This is a genomic window from Amycolatopsis nalaikhensis, from assembly GCF_030264295.1.
GTDB classification, from domain to species: domain Bacteria; phylum Actinomycetota; class Actinomycetes; order Mycobacteriales; family Pseudonocardiaceae; genus Amycolatopsis; species Amycolatopsis nalaikhensis.
Genome location: NZ_CP127173.1, coordinates 10219238 through 10235890, shown reverse-complemented (window position 1 = coordinate 10235890; position 16653 = coordinate 10219238). Strand labels below are relative to the sequence as shown.

Below are 16653 nucleotides of genomic sequence, written 5' to 3'. Positions count from 1 at the left end.
AAGAATCGAGGTGATGACCGACTCTCCGGCTAGAGCCGCTCGATGATCGTCGCCGTGGCGAGGGCTCCGCCCGCGCACATCGTCACCAGCGCCGTCGACCCGTCGCGGCGCTCCAGCTCGTGCAACGCCGTCGTCAACAGCCTCGCTCCCGTGCTGCCCACCGGGTGGCCCAGCGCGATCGCGCCGCCGTTGACGTTGACCCGGGACGGGTCCGGCTCCAGCACCCGCTGCCACGACAGCGCCACCGACGCGAACGCCTCGTTGACCTCGAACACGTCCGGGTCCGCGATCGTCATCCCCGCCCGCTCGAGCACCCGCTCCGTCGCGCGGATCGGGCCGTCCAGGTGGTAGTACGGCTCGGCTCCGACCAGCGCCTGCGCCACGATCCTCGCCCGGGGACGCAGGCCGAGCGCCGCGGCCCGGTCGGCGTCCATCAGCAGGATCGCCGCCGCGCCGTCGGAGATCTGGGACGACGTGCCCGCCGTGTGGATGCCGTCCTCCACCACCGGCTTCAGCCGGGCCAGCCCCTCGGCCGTCGTCTCGCGGAGGCCCTGGTCGCGGGTGACCAAGCGCGTTTCGCCGGTCGGCTCGCCCTCGGCGGACAGGACCGGGGCCTTCACCGGCACCACCTCGCGGTCGAAGTGCCCGGCCTCCCACGCGGCCGCCGCCTTCCGCTGCGATGCCACGCCGAACTCGTCGACGTCAGTTCGCGTCAGCCCGCGCCGGACCGCGATCCGCTCGGCCGCGCCGTACTGGTTCGGCAGGTCGATCGACCACGACGACGGCCGCGGCGACGCGCCCGCGCGGTTCGCGCCCAGCGGGACGCGGCTCATCGCCTCCACCCCGCACGCGACGCCCACCTCGATCGCGCCGGTGGCGATCAGGCCCGCCACCAGGTGGGTGGCCTGCTGCGCCGAGCCGCACTGGGCGTCGATCGTCGTCGCGCCCGCCGTCTCCGGCAGGCCCGCGTGCAGCCACGCCGTGCGCGTGACGTTGTTCGACTGCTCGCCCGCTTGCGTGACGCAGCCGCCGATCAGCTGCTCGACCAGCGCCGGGTCGAGCCCGGCGCGGTCGAGGAGGGCCAGCTGCGCGGCCCCGAGCAGTTCGGCCGCGTGCAGGCCGGCCAGCAGCCCGCCCCGCTTGCCGATCGGGGTCCGCACGGCTTCGACGATGACCGGCACGCCCATCTTGTCCCCTTCGTCGGGAAACCCTGTCCACTACGGCGAAAACTAGAACAAGTTATCGTTCTGCGCAAGTCATCCCAGGGTTGGCGCGATCTTGATCTTCGCCGACTGAGCGCTCGCTCACCTGGCATCATCGGTCAAGTAAACGGGTTTCACTGAACGGTCTTCCTTTAGTTAACACCGTATGCTTAAATCCGACCTAGAACGTGTTTCACGGCGAACCGTGGGAGGCAACGTGGCCGCTCCGCTCATCCCCGCCGGGTTCGACTTCACCGATCCCGATCTCCTGGCGCAACGACTGCCCGTGGCCGAGTTCGCCGAACTGCGGCGCACGGCCCCGGTCTGGTGGAACCCCCAGAAGCACAACACCGCGGGCTTCCGCGACGACGGCTACTGGGTCGTGTCGCGCCACGCGGACGTCAAGGAGGTCTCGCGCGACAGCACGCTCTACTCGTCGCGGGAGAAGACCGCCATCATCCGCTTCGACGAGAACATGACCGAGGACAACCTCGACGCGAACCGGCTCGTCCTGCTCAACATGGACGCCCCGCAGCACACGAAGCTGCGGCGGATCGTGTCGAAGGGGTTCACGCCGCGCTCGATCGCCAAGCTCGAGGACACCCTGCGCGACCGCGCGGAGCGGATCGTCCACGAAGCGCGGAAGAAGGGGTCGGGCGACTTCGTCACCGACGTCGCGTGCGAGCTGCCGCTGCAGGCGATCGCCGAGCTGATCGGCATCCCGCAGGAGGACCGGCTCAAGATCTTCGACTGGTCCAACCAGATGGTCGCCTACGACGACCCCGAGTACCAGGTCGAGCCCCTGGAGGCGTCGGCCCAGCTGATCGGCTACGCCTGGAACATGGCCGAGGACCGGCGCAAGTGCCCGATGGACGACATCGTCACGAAGCTGATCCAGGCCGACGTCGACGGCGAAGCGCTCGGCTCCGACGAGTTCGGCTTCTTCGTGATCCTGTTGGCGGTGGCCGGCAACGAGACGACGCGCAACGCCATCACCCACGGCATGAAGGCGTTGCTGGACCACCCGGCCGAGTGGGAGCTGTACAAGGAGCAGCGGCCGAAGACCGCACCGGACGAGATCGTCCGCTGGGCCACCCCGGTGGTCGCGTTCCAGCGCACGGCGACGCGCGACACGGAGCTGGGCGGCGCGCACATCCGCAAGGGCGACCGCGTCGGCATGTTCTACAGCTCGGCCAACTTCGACCACGAGGTGTTCGAGGACCCGGAGAAGTTCGACATCCTCCGCGAGGACAACCCGCACGTGGGGTTCGGCGGAACGGGATCGCACTACTGCATCGGCGCCAACCTCGCCCGGCTGGAGATCGACCTGATCTTCAACGCGATCGCGGACGTGATGCCGGGGATCACCGAGGCGGCGCCCCCGGTCCGGCTGCGGTCCAGCTGGTTGAACGGCATCAAGCACTACCCGGTGAACTACGCCTGACGCGCGGGGCCGCGGCCACCCGGCCGCGGCCCGCTCGGCTCTGGTCCCGGCGGCTCGGCGACGCGGAGTTCGGCCAGCCGGAGCCTTGGCGCGGACCGGACCAGCACGATCTCGGCCACCCGGCCGCGGCCCGCTTGGTGCGGCCCGCGCGGCTCGGCCCGGCCGACTCGGCGCGGGCGGCCCATCCTCCTGGCGAGCAGGGTCCGGAGTCGCGCGGCTTCCCGCGCGCGGCACGTGCTCGGCCACCCGGCCGCGGCGCGGTCGGCTTGGCCCGCGCGGCTCGGGTCGCTCGGCGCGGGCGGCTCACGTCCCGGCGAGTCCCGCGCGGCACGTGCTCAGCCACCCGGCCGCGGCCCGCGCGGGGTGACATCATGAGGCGATGGCCCCGCGAGCGACCGTCGACGTCGAGTTCTCCGTCCGCGTCACCGAACCCGGGCCCGCGGCGATCGCCGTCGCCGCGGTGCACGCCGACACCGAAGAACTCCACGTCTCCTGGCACGGCGACAGCGAGCTCGTCGAGTTCGACCACGGCAGCCGCGCCGAGGTGTTCCAGCTGCCCGCCGGGGAACACCGCGTCACCTACCACGCCGAGCGGGCCCTGACCGAGCCCGAACCCGAGCCCGTCACCCTCGCCGACGTCGCCGTCTTCACCCGGCCGAGCCGGTACTGCCCTTCGGATCGCATCGCCGGGCTCGTGCCGCCCGAACTGTTCGCCTTGCCCGACACCAAAAGCCGGGTCGACGCCATCGTCCGGCACGTCCACGAGCGACTGTCCTATGTGGTCGGTTCGAGCCGCGGCACCGACGACGCGATCGACACCCTCCTGGCCGGTGAGGGCGTCTGCCGCGACTTCGCGCACGTCTGCATCTCCGTGTGCCGGTTCCTCGACATCCCCGCGCGCTACGTCGGCGTCTACGCCCCGGGGCTGTCCCCGATGGACTTCCACGCCGTCTTCGAAGCCGCGGTCGACGGCTTCTGGTACGTCTTCGACGCCACCCACCTCGCACCCCGGCAGACCATGCTGCGCATCTCCACCGGCCGTGACGCCGCCGACACCTCCTTCCTCGCCACCCTCGGCGCCGAGCTCGACTTCCTCGGCAGCACCGTGTTCGCGACGACGGACACCGCGCTGCCCCACGACGACTGGGCCGAGCTGGTCGTCCTCGATTGAGCCCCCGGCCGCCTGCGTGTTGGCCGCGAGAAGAGGGCCCCGGCTGGGTAGACAGAGTCCGTGAAGAGTTCCCCCAAGGCCCCGAGCCCCTGGGCCCGGGCGCGTGCCCGGTACCGGTGGCTCGACCACATCGCCCGCGCGACCAACCGCTACATCGAGTCCGGCGGCTACCACTACGTCGCCTCGATCACCTACTTCAGCCTGCTGTCGCTGGTGCCGCTGCTGATGGTCGCCTCGTCGGTCGCCGGGTTCGTGCTGGCCAGCCAGCCGCACCTGCTCGACACCCTGGTGCACGCGATCGTCTCGACGCTGCCCGGCGGGCTCGGCGACAAGGCCACGGAGCTGCTCACCGGGTTCGTCGAACAGCGGACGAGCGTCGGCGCGTTCGGTCTGGTCATCGGCCTCTACTCGGGCTGGAACTGGATGAACGCGCTGCGGGACTCGCTGACCGCGCTGTGGGGCCAGAACCGCTCGGACCAGCCGCTGCTGCGCCTGATCGCCGTCGACCTGCTCGCGCTGGTGGGCCTGAGCGCGGCGCTGCTCGTGTCGTTCACGCTCACCATCTCCGGCACCGCGCTGGGCAGCTACCTGCTGCGGCTCGCCGGGCTCGACGACACGAGCTGGGGGCACCAGCTCGTGTCCGCGTCCTCGGTGCCGCTGTCGCTGGCCGCCGACTGGCTGGTGTTCCTGTGGGTGCTGACGCGGCTGCCGCGGCAGAAGGTCGGCGTGCGCAGCGCGGTGCGGGGCGCGGTCGCCCTGGCCGTCGGGTTCGAGCTGCTCAAGCTGGCCGGTGGCTTCTACCTGCGGCTGATCGGCGACTCGCCGACCGGCATCGCGTTCGGCTCGATCATCGGCCTGATCTTCTTCATCTCGCTGGTGGCGCGGCTGCTCGTCTACGTCACGGCGTGGACGGCGACCGGCTCGGACGCGCCACCGCGCCCGATCCAGCCACCGGCGCCGGTGGAGCTCAAGCCGGTGGTTGTCGTGGACCCGCCGATCGCCGTCCCGGCCACGGTCGGCGTGGTGACCGGGGTGCTCGGGACGCTGCTCGCGCTCAGGTGGCGACGTTCGCGCGGCTGAAGAGACGGTCGAGCTGGTGGTCGATGAGGGCCAGTGCGGCTTCGGGGGTGCGCTGACCGAGGATGATGCTCGTCTGCAGGCCGTCGACGCTCGCGAGCAGGACCTCGGCCTCCGGCATGAGGTCCAGGTCCGGGGCCACCTCGCCGCGGTCGCGGCCCCACGCCAGCAGGTCGGCGGTCAGCCGCTCCAGCTCGGGCGGCGCCGCACTGAACGCCGACGCCAGCCCGGGATCCGCCAGGGACCGGACGAAGTAGGCGAGGTGCACCAGGTAGCGCGTGCGACGCTCGTCGTCGATCGGCAGCATCCCGGCCAGCATCGCGCGCAGCACCTCGCGCGGGGTGGCGTCCTCCTCCGGGCCCAGCCCCGCGCGGATGCTCTCGCCGGCGTCGGCGTTGAGGATCTCCAGCGCGCCGAGCAGCAGGTCGTCGCGCGTGCCGAAGTAGTACTGGACCAGCCGTAGCGACACCCCGGCTTCGGCCGCGACCTTGCGCAGCGAGACGTCTTCCAGCCCGCGCGTGCTCGCGATCCGCCAGACGGCTTCGGCGATCTGGCGGCGGCGCTGCTCGTGGTCGGCGAGTCTCGGCATGGTGGGTCGAGCGTATCAATTCGGCTTGTCGGCGCCGACCACCCACATCGAGAAGTACTGCGACCCGCCGCCGTAGGCGTGCCCGAGCGCGACGCGCGCGCCGTCCACCTGGTAATCCCCGGCCCGGCCCATGACCTGCTTCGCGGCTTCGGAGAACCGGAGCATGCCGGACGCGCCGATCGGGTTGGAGGACAGCACGCCGCCGGACGGGTTGCACGGCAGCCGCCCGCCGATCGCCGTCTCGCCCGCTTCGGTGACCTTCCAGCCCTCGCCCTCGGGCGCGAACCCGAGGTTCTCCAGCCACATCGGCTCGAACCAGGAGAACGGCACGTAGATCTCGGCGACGTCCACTTCGGACATCGGGTCCTTGATGCCCGCCTCGGCCCAGAGCGCCGCCGCGGCGTCGCGTCCGGCCTGGGGGTTCACCTGGTCGCGGCCGGCGAACGTGGTCGGCTCGGTGCGCATCGCCGTCGCGTGGATCCAGGCGGCGCCGCCCTCGACGGCGTCCCCGGCGGCCTCGTCGCCGAGCACCATCGCGCACGCGCCGTCGGACGACGGGCACGTCTCGTCGTAGCGGATCGGGTCCCACAGCATCTGCGACGCGCGCACCGAATCGACGGTGATGTCGGCCTGCTGGAGGTGCGCGTACGGGTTGAGGGCGCCGTTGCGCCGGTCCTTGGCCGCGACGATCGCGCCGACGTGCTCGGGCGCGCCCGACCGGCGGATGTAGGAGCGCACGTGCGGCGCGAAGTACCCGCCCGCGCCCGCCCCGACGGGCATCTGGAACGGCGGCAGGATCGACAGGCCCCACATCGCGTTCGACTCGGACTGCTTTTCGTAGGCCACCGTGAGCACCCGGCGGTGCACGCCCGCCTGGATGAGCGACGCCGCGACCAGCGCCGTCGACCCGCCCACCGACCCGGCGGTGTGCACGCGCAGCAACGGTTTCCCGGTCGCGCCGAGGGAGTCGGCGAGGAACAGTTCGGGCATCATGACGCCCTCGAACAGGTCCGGTGCTTTGCCGAGCACGACGGCGTCGATGTCGGCCCAGCCGACCTGGGCGTCGGCCATCGCGCGGTCGATCGCCTCGCGCAGCAGGCCCGGCATCGAGACGTCCTGGCGCTTGGCGCGGTGGTGCGTCTGGCCGGTGCCGAGCACGGCGGTGAGCTGCTTGGTCATCGGGCCTCCAGCACGGTCACCAGGTTCTGTTGCAGGGCCGGGCCGCTCGTCGCGTGGGCGACGGCTTTGCGGGATTCGCCGCGGTGGATCCGCGTCGCCGCCTCGCCGATGCGGGCGAGCCCGGCGGAGAACATCGGGTTCGCGGCCAGCGCGCCGCCCGAGGGGTTGATCTTCACGTGGTCGTCGAGCTTCAGGGCCGTCCGCAGGATCAGCTCCTGGTGCGTGAACGGCGCGTGCAGCTCGGCGAGGTCGACGCCGTCGAGGTCGAGGGCTTGGGCGGCGGCCTCGGTGGACGGGCTGCGGGTCAGGTCGCGCGCGCCGAGGACGGGGGAGTCGACGCGGTGCTCGATGCCGCCGATGACCGCGGGCCGCTCGACGATGTCCCTGGCACGTTCCACAGTGGACAGGACGACCACGGCGGCGCCGTCGGTGATCGGTGCGATGTCGTGCTTGCGCAACGGATCCGCGAGGTAGGGCGTGTCGAGCAGCTCGCTCACCTCTTTGCCGGTGCCGCGCGCGGCGACCTCGGCGAGGTCCTTTTCGGACCAGAGCCCGGCTTCCAGCCCCATCCGCGCCTGGATCCCGGCGATCGAGACCGAGTCAGGCCACAACGGCGTCACGACATACGGGTCGAGCTGCAGGGCGAGCACGCGGCGCAGCTGCCCGGCGCTGGACTTGCCGAAGCCGTAGACGAGCGCGGTCTCGACCTCGCCCATCTTGATCTTCAGCCAGGCTTCGTAGAGCGCCCAGGCGGCGTCCATCTCGACGTGTGACTCGTGGATCGGCGGGAAGGCGCCGATCGCGTCGACGGCGGCGATGAAGGAGAACGCGCGCCCGGCGAGGTAGTCCGACGAACCGGAGCACCAGAACCCGATGTCCTGCTTGGACAGGCCGGTCCGCGCGAAGACCTCGGCGAAGATGGGGACGAGCATCTCGACGCCGTTGGTGGTCCCCTCGGTCTCCCGGACGTTGGGGGCCTGGGCGAAGCCCGCGATGGCGACGTCTGGCATCAGGACCTCACAGGTGGTGGGCGAAGGTTTCGTAGGCCGCGTCGGGCTCACCGGTCGGCTCGAAGTGGCTGATGTTCTCCAGCGACGTCCACCACTCGTCGCGCGGCTTCCAGGCGGCGCGCACGCGCAGGCCCATCCGGACGTCCTGGGCGTCGCAGCCGAGGACGAGGTGGAGGAAGGCGATGTCGGCCCCGTCGAGCAGGATGTAGGCGGCGACGTACGGCGGCTTGATGCGCTGGCCGAGGAACGGGACGTTGACGATGCAGAACGTCGTGACGATGCCGGTGTCGGGGAGTTCGACCTCTTCGGTGGTGGGGACGCCATCGGTCGGGCAGGCCCCGCGCGGCGGGATGTAGACCTTCCCGCATTCGGGGCAGCGCTGGCCGATGAGCTTCCCTTCGGCGAGCCCGCGCAGGTAGCGGCTTTCCTCAGGGGAGGCGGAGTGCATGTACTTGAGGTGCACGGGGGTGATGACGACGCTGACTGGAGCGCCTTCTTCGCGTTCGGCGACCGGGGGAGCGGGCTCGGTCGGCGTGGTGTCCTCGGCGTCGACCGGGAGGAAGTAGGCGATGTCCCGGATGTGCCCGACGGCGTCATCGGCCCACCGCACGCGGACGCGCTGTCCACTGTGGATCTTGTCCGGGGTCCCGGCGTCCACGGCGTGGAGCATCGCGGTGTCGGCACCGTCGAGTTTGACGAGCGCCCAGGCGAAGGGACGGCTGAGCGGCTGCCCGTCGAGGGGATCCGGGCACCACGACCAGGAGACGACGGTGCCTTCCTCGGCCACCGGGACGAACTCGTGGAGCTGTTCGGCGGTGACGGGGTCGTATTCGACGGGCGGAACGTGCACGCGGCCGTCACTGCCGCGGATGCCTTCGATGCGGTGTTCGCGGAGCCCGTTCACGAAGCGGCCCAGGACCGGCCCGGTCGAGCGGGTGTAGTCGAAGCCGACGTTGAGCGGTGCCGCCAGTGGTGTCTCGGTCACGTCCTTGAGTGAAACATGTTCTCGTTCTGGCGGCAAGATCCGATGCCGAGCAATCGCGAACTGCTGGAACGTGTTCTACATTCTGCCGGGTTGCCGACGTGCGTGCGCCGTGGATCTGCTGGTCACAGCAAGTCTCGCAGCTTGACGAGCTGCGCGACGTAGATCGCCAGCAGGCAAAGATCCACGGTCAGGATCGGCAGGGACAGCATGACCGGTTTCGCGTTGGTCAGGGCGAGAGGGATCGCGACGACGGCTGGGGCGATCGCGATCAGGATCAGGGGCAGGTGGTAGGGAAGCAACCGCTGTTTGAGGCGGTACTTGGGGTCTCGCTTGGTGTGGTGCCAGCCGTGGTAGCCGGCGACAGCCGAGATGAGCGGGGCCTCGATCTGTTTCCGGATGTGCTCGGAGGCTTCCCCGATCTGCGCGTTCTGGAACGCGATGAGCGTGCCGAGGAGAAGGGAGACGAGCGGGGAGACCAGGAGCAGAGGGCTGCTCGCCCGTTCGACACCGAATCCCAGCACCGCGGAACTCACGGTGACGGAGCTGACCACCATCGACGTACGGTGATCCATCTTCTTGAGGATCTCGTCGCGGAGCGTCTTGTACTCGGCGAGGAGGACCTCCGCGGCGAACTTCGGTTCACTGGTGACCGCCAGTACGTCAGTTGATCTTTCGAGTCCCTGTTCGTCGAGCGAGTCCACCTGGCCTCCCGTTGCGGATCGGCAACCTGTCGCTGGTGAACTCGATTCGGGTGCGGAGCTTGTTACGCGTCGGTGCCGTCAGCGACCGCGGAACTCGGGCTTCCGCTTCTCCGAGAACGCCCGCGGCCCCTCCTTGGCGTCCTCCGAAGCGAAGACCTCGATGCCGTACTGCGAGTCGAGCTTGAAGGCCTCCTCCTCGTGGAGCCCTTCGGTGTCCCGGATCGTCCGCAGGATCGCCCGCACGGCGACCGGCCCGTTGGCGTTCACCAGCGAAGCCAGCTCCAAAGCCTTCGTCAAAGCCTGGCCGTCCGGCACGACATGCCCGATCAAGCCGATGGCCAGGGCTTCGGCGGCGGACAGGTGTCGTCCGGTCAGCAGGATGTCCGCAGCCACCGTGTACGGGATCTGCCGCGGCAGCCGCACGGCCGATCCGCCCATCGGGAACAGCCCCCACCGGGCCTCCGACACCCCGAACCGCGCGGAAGAACCCGCCACCCGGATGTCCGTCCCTTGGAGGATCTCCGTCCCGCCCGCGATCGCCGGGCCCTCGACCGCCGCGATCAGGGGTTTCGTCAAGCGGCGGCCCTTCAAGAGCCCAGGGATGTGCGAAGGGTCGAACTTGCCCGACGAGAACGACTCCGACGGTGAGTTGCGGGACATCGACTTCAGGTCCGCGCCCGCGCAGAACGCGCCGCCTGCGCCGGTGAGGATGCAGCTGCGGATCGAGTCGTCCGAATCCACGCGGTCCCACGCGTCGACCATGATCGACATCATCTCGCCGGTGATCGCGTTGCGCGCCTCGGGCCGGTTCATCGTGACGACCAGCGTCTGCCCCTCTTGCGACACCAGCGCGTGCGGTTCACCCACGGAAGACCTCCTGAAGGAGCAGTGCCATTGCCCAGAACGATAACATGTTCTACTTTGAGGGCGTGGCACTCAACATCGCGGATCTTCTGGAGCACGCCGTCGACGCCGTGCCGGAGCGCGTCGCGGTCGTGTGCGGCGACCGGCGGGTCACCTTCGCCGAACTGGAGGCGCGGGCCAACCGGCTCGCCCACCACCTCGCCGCGCACGGCGTGGGACGCGGGTCCCACATCGGGGTCTATTCCCGCAACTCGATCGAGGCCCTCGAGGCGATGATCGCGGCGTACAAGCTGCGCGCGATCGCCGTCAACGTCAACTACCGCTACGTGCACGGCGAACTCGTCTACCTCTTCAACGACGCCGAGATCGTCGCCCTCGTGCACGAGAGAAGCTACGCCGACAAGGTTGCCGCCGCCCTGCACGAAGCGCCGAAACTGAAACACGTTGTCGTCATCGACGACGGCAGTGACGCCGACTACGCGCGCTACGGTGGCGTCGACTACGAGGCCGCGCTCGAGGCGCAGAGCCCGGAGCGCGACTTCGAAGAACGCAGCAACGACGACCTCTACATCCTCTACACCGGCGGCACCACGGGCTACCCGAAAGGCGTGCTCTGGCGCCAGGAGGACGTCTGGCGCGCCCTCGGCGGCGGCATCAACTTCGTCACCGGCGAGTACATCCCCGACGAGTGGACGCTCGCCGAGCAGGGCAAGGCCGGGAGCCTGACCCGCCTGCCCGCCGCGCCGCTCATCCACGGCGCCGCGCAGTGGGCCGCGTTCGGCGCCCTGTTCACCGGCAGCCCCGTCGTGTTCGTGCCGCGCTTCGACGCCCACGACATCTGGAAAGCCGTGCAGGAGCACAAGGTCCAGGTCCTCACGATCGTCGGCGACGCGATGGCGCGGCCGCTCATCGAGGCCTTCCGCGAGGGCGACTACGACGCTTCGTCGCTCGTCGCCGTCTCCAGCCACGCCGCGTTGTTCTCGCAGTCGGTGAAGCAGGAGTTCGTCGAGCTCGTGCCGAACGCCGTGATCACCGACGCGATCGGCTCGTCGGAAAGCGGCTTCACCGGGATCGGCATGGTCGGCAAGGACTCCGACCACAGCGCCGGTCCCCGGGTGAACTTCGGCAAGGACGCGATCCTGGTCGACGACGACGGCAAGCTCGTCGACCCGGAGCCCGGCGCGGTGGGGCTGATCGCCCGCCGCGGGCACGTCCCGCTCGGCTACTACGGCGACCCCGAGAAGAGCAAGAAGATCTTCGTCGAGGTCGACGGCGCCCGCTACGTCGTCCCGGGCGACTACGCCCGCTACGAGGAGGACGGCACGGTCACGCTGCTCGGCCGCGGCTCCCAGTGCGTCAACACCGGCGGTGAGAAGGTCTACCCCGAAGAGGTCGAAGGGGCGCTGAAGTCGCACCCCGACGTCTTCGACGCGCTCGTCTTCGGCGTCCCGGACGAGCGGCTCGGCCAGCGCGTCGCCGCCGTCGTCCAGCTGCGCGAGGGCGCCGCGCTCGACCTCGCGTCGCTCGAGGAGCACGTCCGCGGCGAGATCGCCGGGTACAAGGTGCCGCGCACGGTCTGGCTCGCCGACGAGATCGGCCGCTCGCCCAGCGGCAAGCCGGACTACCCGTGGGCCCAGCGCTACGCCGCCGAGCACGAACCGGCCACGGCCCAGCCCGTCTAGCTCGTCTAGGAGGACACCAGAAGTGCGGACACCCCTGTGCGACCGGCTCGGCATCGACCTGCCGATCATCGGGTTCACGCCCTCGGAGCACGTCGCCGCGGCGCTCAGCCGCGCCGGCGGGCTCGGCGTGCTCGGCTGCGTCCGGTTCAACGACGCCGCCGAGCTCGACCGGGTGCTGACCTGGATGGACGAGAACACCGGCGGCAAGCCCTACGGCGTCGACATCGTGATGCCCGCGAAGGTTCCCGCCGAGGGCACCCAGGTCGATCTCGCGAAGCTGATCCCGGACGGCCACCGCGCGTTCGTCGACCGCGTGCTGAACGAGCTTTCGGTACCGCCGCTGCCGGACGACACCGACGAACGCGCGGGGGTGCTCGGCTGGCTGCACTCGGTCGCCCGCTCGCACGTCGAGGTCGCGCTCAACCACCCGATCAAGCTGATCGCCAACGCGCTCGGTTCGCCGCCGGTGGACGTGATCGGCCAGTGCCACGACCGCGGAGTGCCGGTGGCCGCGCTCGCCGGGAAGGCCGAACACGCGGTGCGGCACGTCGAAAACGGCGTCGACTTCGTGGTCGCGCAGGGCTACGAGGCCGGTGGGCACACCGGCGAGATCGCTTCCATGGTGCTGGTGCCGGAGATCGTCGACGCGGTCGACGTGCCGGTGCTCGCGGCGGGCGGGATCGGCTCCGGGCGCCAGATGGCCGCGGCGCTCGCGCTCGGCGCGTCGGGCGTCTGGATGGGCTCGATGTGGCTCGCCACCGAGGAATACCTGCAGACGATGGGCGAATCCGTCGCGATGCAGCAGGCGCTCGTCGGCGCGACGTCGTCGGACACCGTGCGGACCCGGATCTACACCGGCAAGCCCGCGCGGCTTCTCAAGACCCGCTGGACCGAGGCGTGGGCCGCGCCGGACGCGCCCGAGCCGTTGCCGATGCCGCTGCAGAACCTGCTGGTTTCCCACGCCCACAACCGGATCCACGCGGCGAACGACCCGAGCGTGGTGTCGATGCCGGTCGGGCAGATCGTCGGCCGGATGAACGCGGTCCGCCCGGTCGCCGACGTCGTCGCGGACCTGGTGTCCGGCTACGAGGAAGCCCTTTCCCGCCTCGACAAGACGCGCTGAAGGGGGCCCGCCGCGGCGGGCCCCCTTCAGGGAAAAACCGCTACAGGGTGGCGGCGGCCGCGGCGATCTTCGACGCGAACGTGCTCACCTCGGTGTAGACGCCGGGGGCGTGCGGCCGGGCGCAGCCGTCACCCCAGCTGGTGATGCCGACCTGGATCCACGCGTTGTTGGCGTCGCGGCGGAACATCGGGCCGCCGGAGTCGCCCTGGCACGTGTCGACCCCGCCGGAGGTCAGGTTGCCCGCGCAGATCTCCGCGCTCGGGATCAGGTCGGGGTAGCTGCCGCCCTGCGCGGCGCAGGTGGAGTCGGAGACGAACGGGACCGTCGCCTTGAGCAGGTACCGCTGCTGCGAACCGCCCTCGGTGGCCGCGCCCCAGCCGGCGATGGTGAACGTGCCCGAGTTGTACGCCGTGGTCGTCGCGATCGGCAGCGTCGAGAGGCCGCTGACCGGGCTGGCGAGCTTGATCAGCGCCCAGTCGCCGCCGGTCGAGGTGCCGTAGGTGGGGGACTGGTAGACGTAGGTCGAGCGGATCTTCTGCGCGCTCGAGCTCTGCAGGTCGACCACGCCGACGGTGGCGGTGATCGAGGTGTTGGCCCCGGTCCGGCTGACGCAGTGCGCCGCGGTCAGGACGATCTGCTTGGTGTAGAGCGCCCCGCCGCAGCCCATGGAAAGCCGGACCATGAAGGGGAATTCGCCCTGGGCGGCCCGGGTCCCGCCGACGACGTCGGTGGACGGCGGCTGGGCGGCGGTGGCGACCGCCGGGGTGGCGAACGACGCGGCCGCGGCGACCGCGGCCAGTGCGGTGGTGGCGTTTCTGAGCAGGGTGAACCAGCGCTTGGGGGCCAAGGGGATCAGTCCTTCCAGTGTCCACAGTGGAAGCCGTTGCCGTGAGCGGCTTCACGACTACACCAGGTGGCCGCCTACCCGGACAACCAACTTTCTTCGGATCTTTCGGGCGGTTGGGTGATTTCTCACCGCCGGATCCGGCGAACGCCGTAGGCCGATGCGCCGAGTAACAACGCGACACCGCCGGCCAGCACGGACGGCCACGGCAGGCTGAAGGCCAGCACCACGCACCCGGCCAGGCCGAGGACGGCGACGACCCGCGCCTTCCCGCTCAGCGTGAACGCCGCGGCGTTGGCGATCGCGTAGTACGTCAGGACGGCGAAGGACGAGAAGCCGATCGCCGCGCGCAGGTCGATCGAGGCGGCCAGCACGGCCACCACGATCCCGACGCCGAGCTCGGCGCGGTGCGGCACGTCGTAGCGCGGGTGCACGGCGGCGAAGAAGCGGGGCAGGTGGCCGTCGCGGCTCATCGCCAGCGTCGTGCGCGAAACGCCGAGGATGAGCGCGAGCAGCGAACCGAGGGCGGCGATCGCGGCGCCGACGCGGACGACCGGGGCGAGCCACCCGGGCACGGCCGCGGCGATCGGGTCCGGGCTCGCGGCGAGCGCGGCCGGGCCGAGCCGGACGAGCAGCAGCACCGCGAGGGCGGCGTAGACGACGAGGGTGAGGCCGAGGGCGAGCGGGATGGCGCGGGGGATCGTCCGGGCGGGATCGCGGACCTCCTCGCCGAGCGTCGCGAGCCGCGCGTACCCGGCGAAGGCGAAGAAGAGCAACCCGGCCGCCTCGAGGACGCCCCCGCCGCCCGGCCACGCGACGAGCGGGCCGCCGGCGGACGGCCCGGCGGCCATCGCCACCCCCGCGGCGGTGAGCACGAGCAGCGTGCACGACACGATCACCCGCGTCGCGAGCGCGGAGCGGTGCACGCCGAAGTAGTTGACGGCGGTGAGCAGGCCGACGACGGCGACCGCGAGCAGGCTCCGCCACGGCTGCCCGAGCCCGGGCGCGGCGTAGGCGACGACGGTCAGCGTCATCGCGGCACAACTGGCGGTCTTCCCGGTGACGAATCCCCAGCCGGCGAGGTATCCCCAGAATTCACCGAGCCTTTCCTTGCCGTAAACGTAGGTTCCGCCGGATTGGGGATAAATCGCGGCGAGCCGCGCCGAAGACATCGCATTGCAGTACGCGACGACGGCGGCCACGACGAGCGCGAGCAGCAGCCCGGCCCCCGCGGCGCGGGCGGCCGGAGCGAAGGCGGCGAACACGCCGGCGCCGATCATCGAGCCCAGGCCCAGGAAAACGGCGTCGCCGAGCCCGAGCCGGCGGGCGAGTGGTGCGGAGCGCATCCGGGTGATCCTCCAGGTATCGGCCGTGTTACGCGCCACAGCGAACCACGGCGCACGGGGAACCGAATAGGGTCGATTCCGTGCCCGCCCCTTCACGCCATTCCCGCCTGTCCGCCGACGGCCCCGTCCTCGACGGGATTCCCGAGCACGGCCGCGTTCCGCGTTACTACGCGGTCAAGGTCGAACTGCTGGCGGTGATCGCGGAACTCGGCGAGGGAGCGGCGCTGCCGACGGAGCGGGAACTGTGCGAGCGTTTCGAGGTGTCGAGGGCGACCGTACGGCAGGCGGTCGCGGAGCTGGTGCTCGAGGGCAAGCTCAGCCGCCGCCAGGGGAGCGGCACGTACGTGGCGGGGCCGAAGCTGGTCCAGCCGCTGGCGTTGGTGAGCTACACGGAGGGATTGCGGCGCCAGGGGATCCGGCCGGGCCGCGCGGTGATCACGTTGGAGCGGCGGCCGGCGGGGAGCGCGCTGGCGGCGGACCTGCAGGTGACGTCGGACGCCGAGGTGATCCACATCGAGCGGGTGCTGCTGGCCGACGAGGAGCGCGTCGGGCTGGAGTCGACATATCTCCTGGCTTCGCGGTTCCCGACGTTGCTGGAGGTGTTCAGCCCCGAGCAGTCGCTGTACACGTGTTTGAGCGAGCAGCTCGGCGTGGTTTTCGACGGGGCCGAGGAGCGGGTCGAGACCGTGCTGGCCACGCCGCGGGAGGCGTTGCTCATCGGGACGAATCCGGCGCTGCCGATGTTGCTCACGCACCGGGTTTCCTGGGGACCGGACGGGGCGCCGTTCGAGCGGGTGCGGTCGCTCTACCGCGGGGACCGGCTCAGCTTCCTGACGCGGCTCGGGCGGGCCGCAGGCTGACCCGCGCCCCAATGTGGCCTTCGGTGCGTCAGACGCACCGAAGGCCACATTGGGTGCGTGAGACGCAACCAAGGCCACATTGGGGCGCTCTGGGCCGGGCGTCGCGGGTCACGGACCAGGCCCTGTCACGTTCCTCCCGGCCTCCTCGTTCCTCCCGCAGCCAACACCCATCGGGAGGGACGAAATGACCATCGCACTCTGGACCGGGCAGATCCTGCTGGCCGCGATCTTCGCCGTGTCGGGCGCGCTCAAGTCGACGATGTCGCGGCAGCGGATGCTCGAAACCGGGCAGACCGGGGCCGCGGCCTACCCGCTGCCCGTGGTCCGGTTCACCGCGATTTGCGAACTTCTCGCCGTGGTGGGCCTGATCCTGCCTGTGTTGCTGGGCATCGCGCCGGTGCTGACCGGCTGGGCCGCCGTCGGGCTGGCCGTCGTGATGGTGGGTGCCATGGCCATGCACGCCAAGCTGGCGGTCACCCAGCACAAGGCCGCCGAGTGGCGGAACGTCGGGGTCAACGCCGTCCTGCTGGCCGTGTGCGTCTTCGTCGCCGTCGGGCGGCTCTGAGGAGGATGCAA

16 protein-coding genes are annotated in these 16653 nt (G+C 70.8%); 7 read left to right on the top strand and 9 right to left on the bottom strand.

All coding sequences use genetic code 11. From position 1 onward, the window contains the following. Nucleotides 1-29: 29 nt before the first annotated feature. Complete coding sequence (locus QP939_RS49655) at nucleotides 30-1187, bottom strand: steroid 3-ketoacyl-CoA thiolase (protein ID WP_285453939.1); 1158 nt, start codon at nucleotides 1185-1187, stop codon at nucleotides 30-32. A gap of 232 nt (nucleotides 1188-1419) precedes the next feature. Between QP939_RS49655 and QP939_RS49650 the strand changes: the two genes are divergently transcribed. From QP939_RS49650 to QP939_RS49640, 3 genes are all read left to right on the top strand, one after another. Further along, a complete protein-coding gene (locus tag QP939_RS49650) occupies nucleotides 1420-2646 on the top strand; it encodes a cytochrome P450 (protein WP_285453938.1) in 1227 nt (408 codons plus the stop codon). Nucleotides 2647-3025: 379 nt separating this feature from the next. Beyond that, complete coding sequence (locus QP939_RS49645) at nucleotides 3026-3817, top strand: transglutaminase-like domain-containing protein (protein WP_285453937.1); 792 nt, start codon at nucleotides 3026-3028, stop codon at nucleotides 3815-3817. Nucleotides 3818-3877: 60 nt separating this feature from the next. Continuing rightward, nucleotides 3878-4897, top strand: a complete 1020-nt coding sequence (locus QP939_RS49640) for a YhjD/YihY/BrkB family envelope integrity protein (RefSeq protein ID WP_285453936.1) — start codon at nucleotides 3878-3880, stop codon at nucleotides 4895-4897. Here QP939_RS49640 and QP939_RS49635 read toward each other — a convergent pair. The 6 genes from QP939_RS49635 to QP939_RS49610 all read right to left on the bottom strand — a co-directional run bounded on the left by QP939_RS49635 (nucleotide 4872) and on the right by QP939_RS49610 (nucleotide 10225). Continuing rightward, the gene (locus QP939_RS49635; protein ID WP_285453935.1) at nucleotides 4872-5483 is read right to left on the bottom strand and encodes a TetR/AcrR family transcriptional regulator; all 612 of its coding nucleotides are present in this window, start codon (nucleotides 5481-5483) and stop codon (nucleotides 4872-4874) included. The two genes, QP939_RS49640 and QP939_RS49635, sit on opposite strands and share 26 nt — an antisense overlap. Before the next feature lie 15 nt (nucleotides 5484-5498). Next, complete coding sequence (locus QP939_RS49630) at nucleotides 5499-6662, bottom strand: thiolase family protein (RefSeq protein WP_285453934.1); 1164 nt, start codon at nucleotides 6660-6662, stop codon at nucleotides 5499-5501. Further along, the gene (locus QP939_RS49625; protein WP_285453933.1) at nucleotides 6659-7672 is read right to left on the bottom strand and encodes a thiolase family protein; all 1014 of its coding nucleotides are present in this window, start codon (nucleotides 7670-7672) and stop codon (nucleotides 6659-6661) included. The genes QP939_RS49630 and QP939_RS49625 overlap by 4 nt, the downstream gene beginning before the upstream one ends. 7 nt (nucleotides 7673-7679) lie before the next feature. After that, nucleotides 7680-8657 (bottom strand): Zn-ribbon domain-containing OB-fold protein, encoded by a 978-nt coding sequence (locus QP939_RS49620; protein ID WP_285453932.1) that lies wholly within the window; start codon nucleotides 8655-8657, stop codon nucleotides 7680-7682. A 122-nt stretch (nucleotides 8658-8779) separates the two neighbouring features. Next, nucleotides 8780-9358 (bottom strand): hypothetical protein, encoded by a 579-nt coding sequence (locus QP939_RS49615; RefSeq protein WP_285453931.1) that lies wholly within the window; start codon nucleotides 9356-9358, stop codon nucleotides 8780-8782. Between the two features lie 78 nt (nucleotides 9359-9436). Continuing rightward, nucleotides 9437-10225 carry a crotonase/enoyl-CoA hydratase family protein gene (locus QP939_RS49610; RefSeq protein WP_285453930.1) on the bottom strand — a complete coding sequence of 263 codons (789 nt, stop codon included), beginning with the start codon at nucleotides 10223-10225 and terminating at the stop codon, nucleotides 9437-9439. A gap of 62 nt (nucleotides 10226-10287) precedes the next feature. Between QP939_RS49610 and QP939_RS49605 the strand changes: the two genes are divergently transcribed. Both QP939_RS49605 and QP939_RS49600 read left to right on the top strand, forming a co-directional pair. Next, the gene (locus QP939_RS49605) at nucleotides 10288-11904 is read left to right on the top strand and encodes an acyl-CoA synthetase (protein ID WP_285453929.1); all 1617 of its coding nucleotides are present in this window, start codon (nucleotides 10288-10290) and stop codon (nucleotides 11902-11904) included. Between the two features lie 22 nt (nucleotides 11905-11926). Continuing rightward, nucleotides 11927-13027 (top strand): NAD(P)H-dependent flavin oxidoreductase, encoded by a 1101-nt coding sequence (locus tag QP939_RS49600; RefSeq protein WP_285453928.1) that lies wholly within the window; start codon nucleotides 11927-11929, stop codon nucleotides 13025-13027. Nucleotides 13028-13067: 40 nt separating this feature from the next. On the opposite strand, the gene QP939_RS49595 is transcribed toward QP939_RS49600, so the two are convergent. Both QP939_RS49595 and QP939_RS49590 read right to left on the bottom strand, forming a co-directional pair. After that, nucleotides 13068-13874 (bottom strand): S1 family peptidase, encoded by an 807-nt coding sequence (locus QP939_RS49595; protein WP_285453927.1) that lies wholly within the window; start codon nucleotides 13872-13874, stop codon nucleotides 13068-13070. A 125-nt stretch (nucleotides 13875-13999) separates the two neighbouring features. Then, entirely contained in the window at nucleotides 14000-15217 is a 1218-nt protein-coding gene (locus QP939_RS49590) for an APC family permease (RefSeq protein ID WP_285453926.1), read from the bottom strand. Between the two features lie 80 nt (nucleotides 15218-15297). Between QP939_RS49590 and QP939_RS49585 the strand changes: the two genes are divergently transcribed. Together QP939_RS49585 and QP939_RS49580 are read left to right on the top strand one after the other, a co-directional pair. Next, complete coding sequence (locus QP939_RS49585; RefSeq protein ID WP_285453925.1) at nucleotides 15298-16077, top strand: GntR family transcriptional regulator; 780 nt, start codon at nucleotides 15298-15300, stop codon at nucleotides 16075-16077. Nucleotides 16078-16261: 184 nt separating this feature from the next. Continuing rightward, complete coding sequence (locus tag QP939_RS49580; RefSeq protein ID WP_285453924.1) at nucleotides 16262-16642, top strand: DoxX family protein; 381 nt, start codon at nucleotides 16262-16264, stop codon at nucleotides 16640-16642. Nucleotides 16643-16653: the final 11 nt, after the last annotated feature.

Bases quoted from the DNA above. Each gene is read 5' to 3' on its own strand.
- QP939_RS49655 (WP_285453939.1), bottom strand. From the start codon at position 1,187: ATGGGCGTGCCGGTCATCGTCGAAGCCGTGCGGACCCCGATCGGCAAG.
- QP939_RS49645 (WP_285453937.1), top strand. From the start codon at position 3,026: ATGGCCCCGCGAGCGACCGTCGACGTCGAGTTCTCCGTCCGCGTCACC.
- QP939_RS49635 (WP_285453935.1), bottom strand. From the start codon at position 5,483: ATGCCGAGACTCGCCGACCACGAGCAGCGCCGCCGCCAGATCGCCGAA.
- QP939_RS49630 (WP_285453934.1), bottom strand. From the start codon at position 6,662: ATGACCAAGCAGCTCACCGCCGTGCTCGGCACCGGCCAGACGCACCAC.
- QP939_RS49625 (WP_285453933.1), bottom strand. From the start codon at position 7,672: ATGCCAGACGTCGCCATCGCGGGCTTCGCCCAGGCCCCCAACGTCCGG.
- QP939_RS49590 (WP_285453926.1), bottom strand. From the start codon at position 15,217: ATGCGCTCCGCACCACTCGCCCGCCGGCTCGGGCTCGGCGACGCCGTT.
- QP939_RS49580 (WP_285453924.1), top strand. From the start codon at position 16,262: ATGACCATCGCACTCTGGACCGGGCAGATCCTGCTGGCCGCGATCTTC.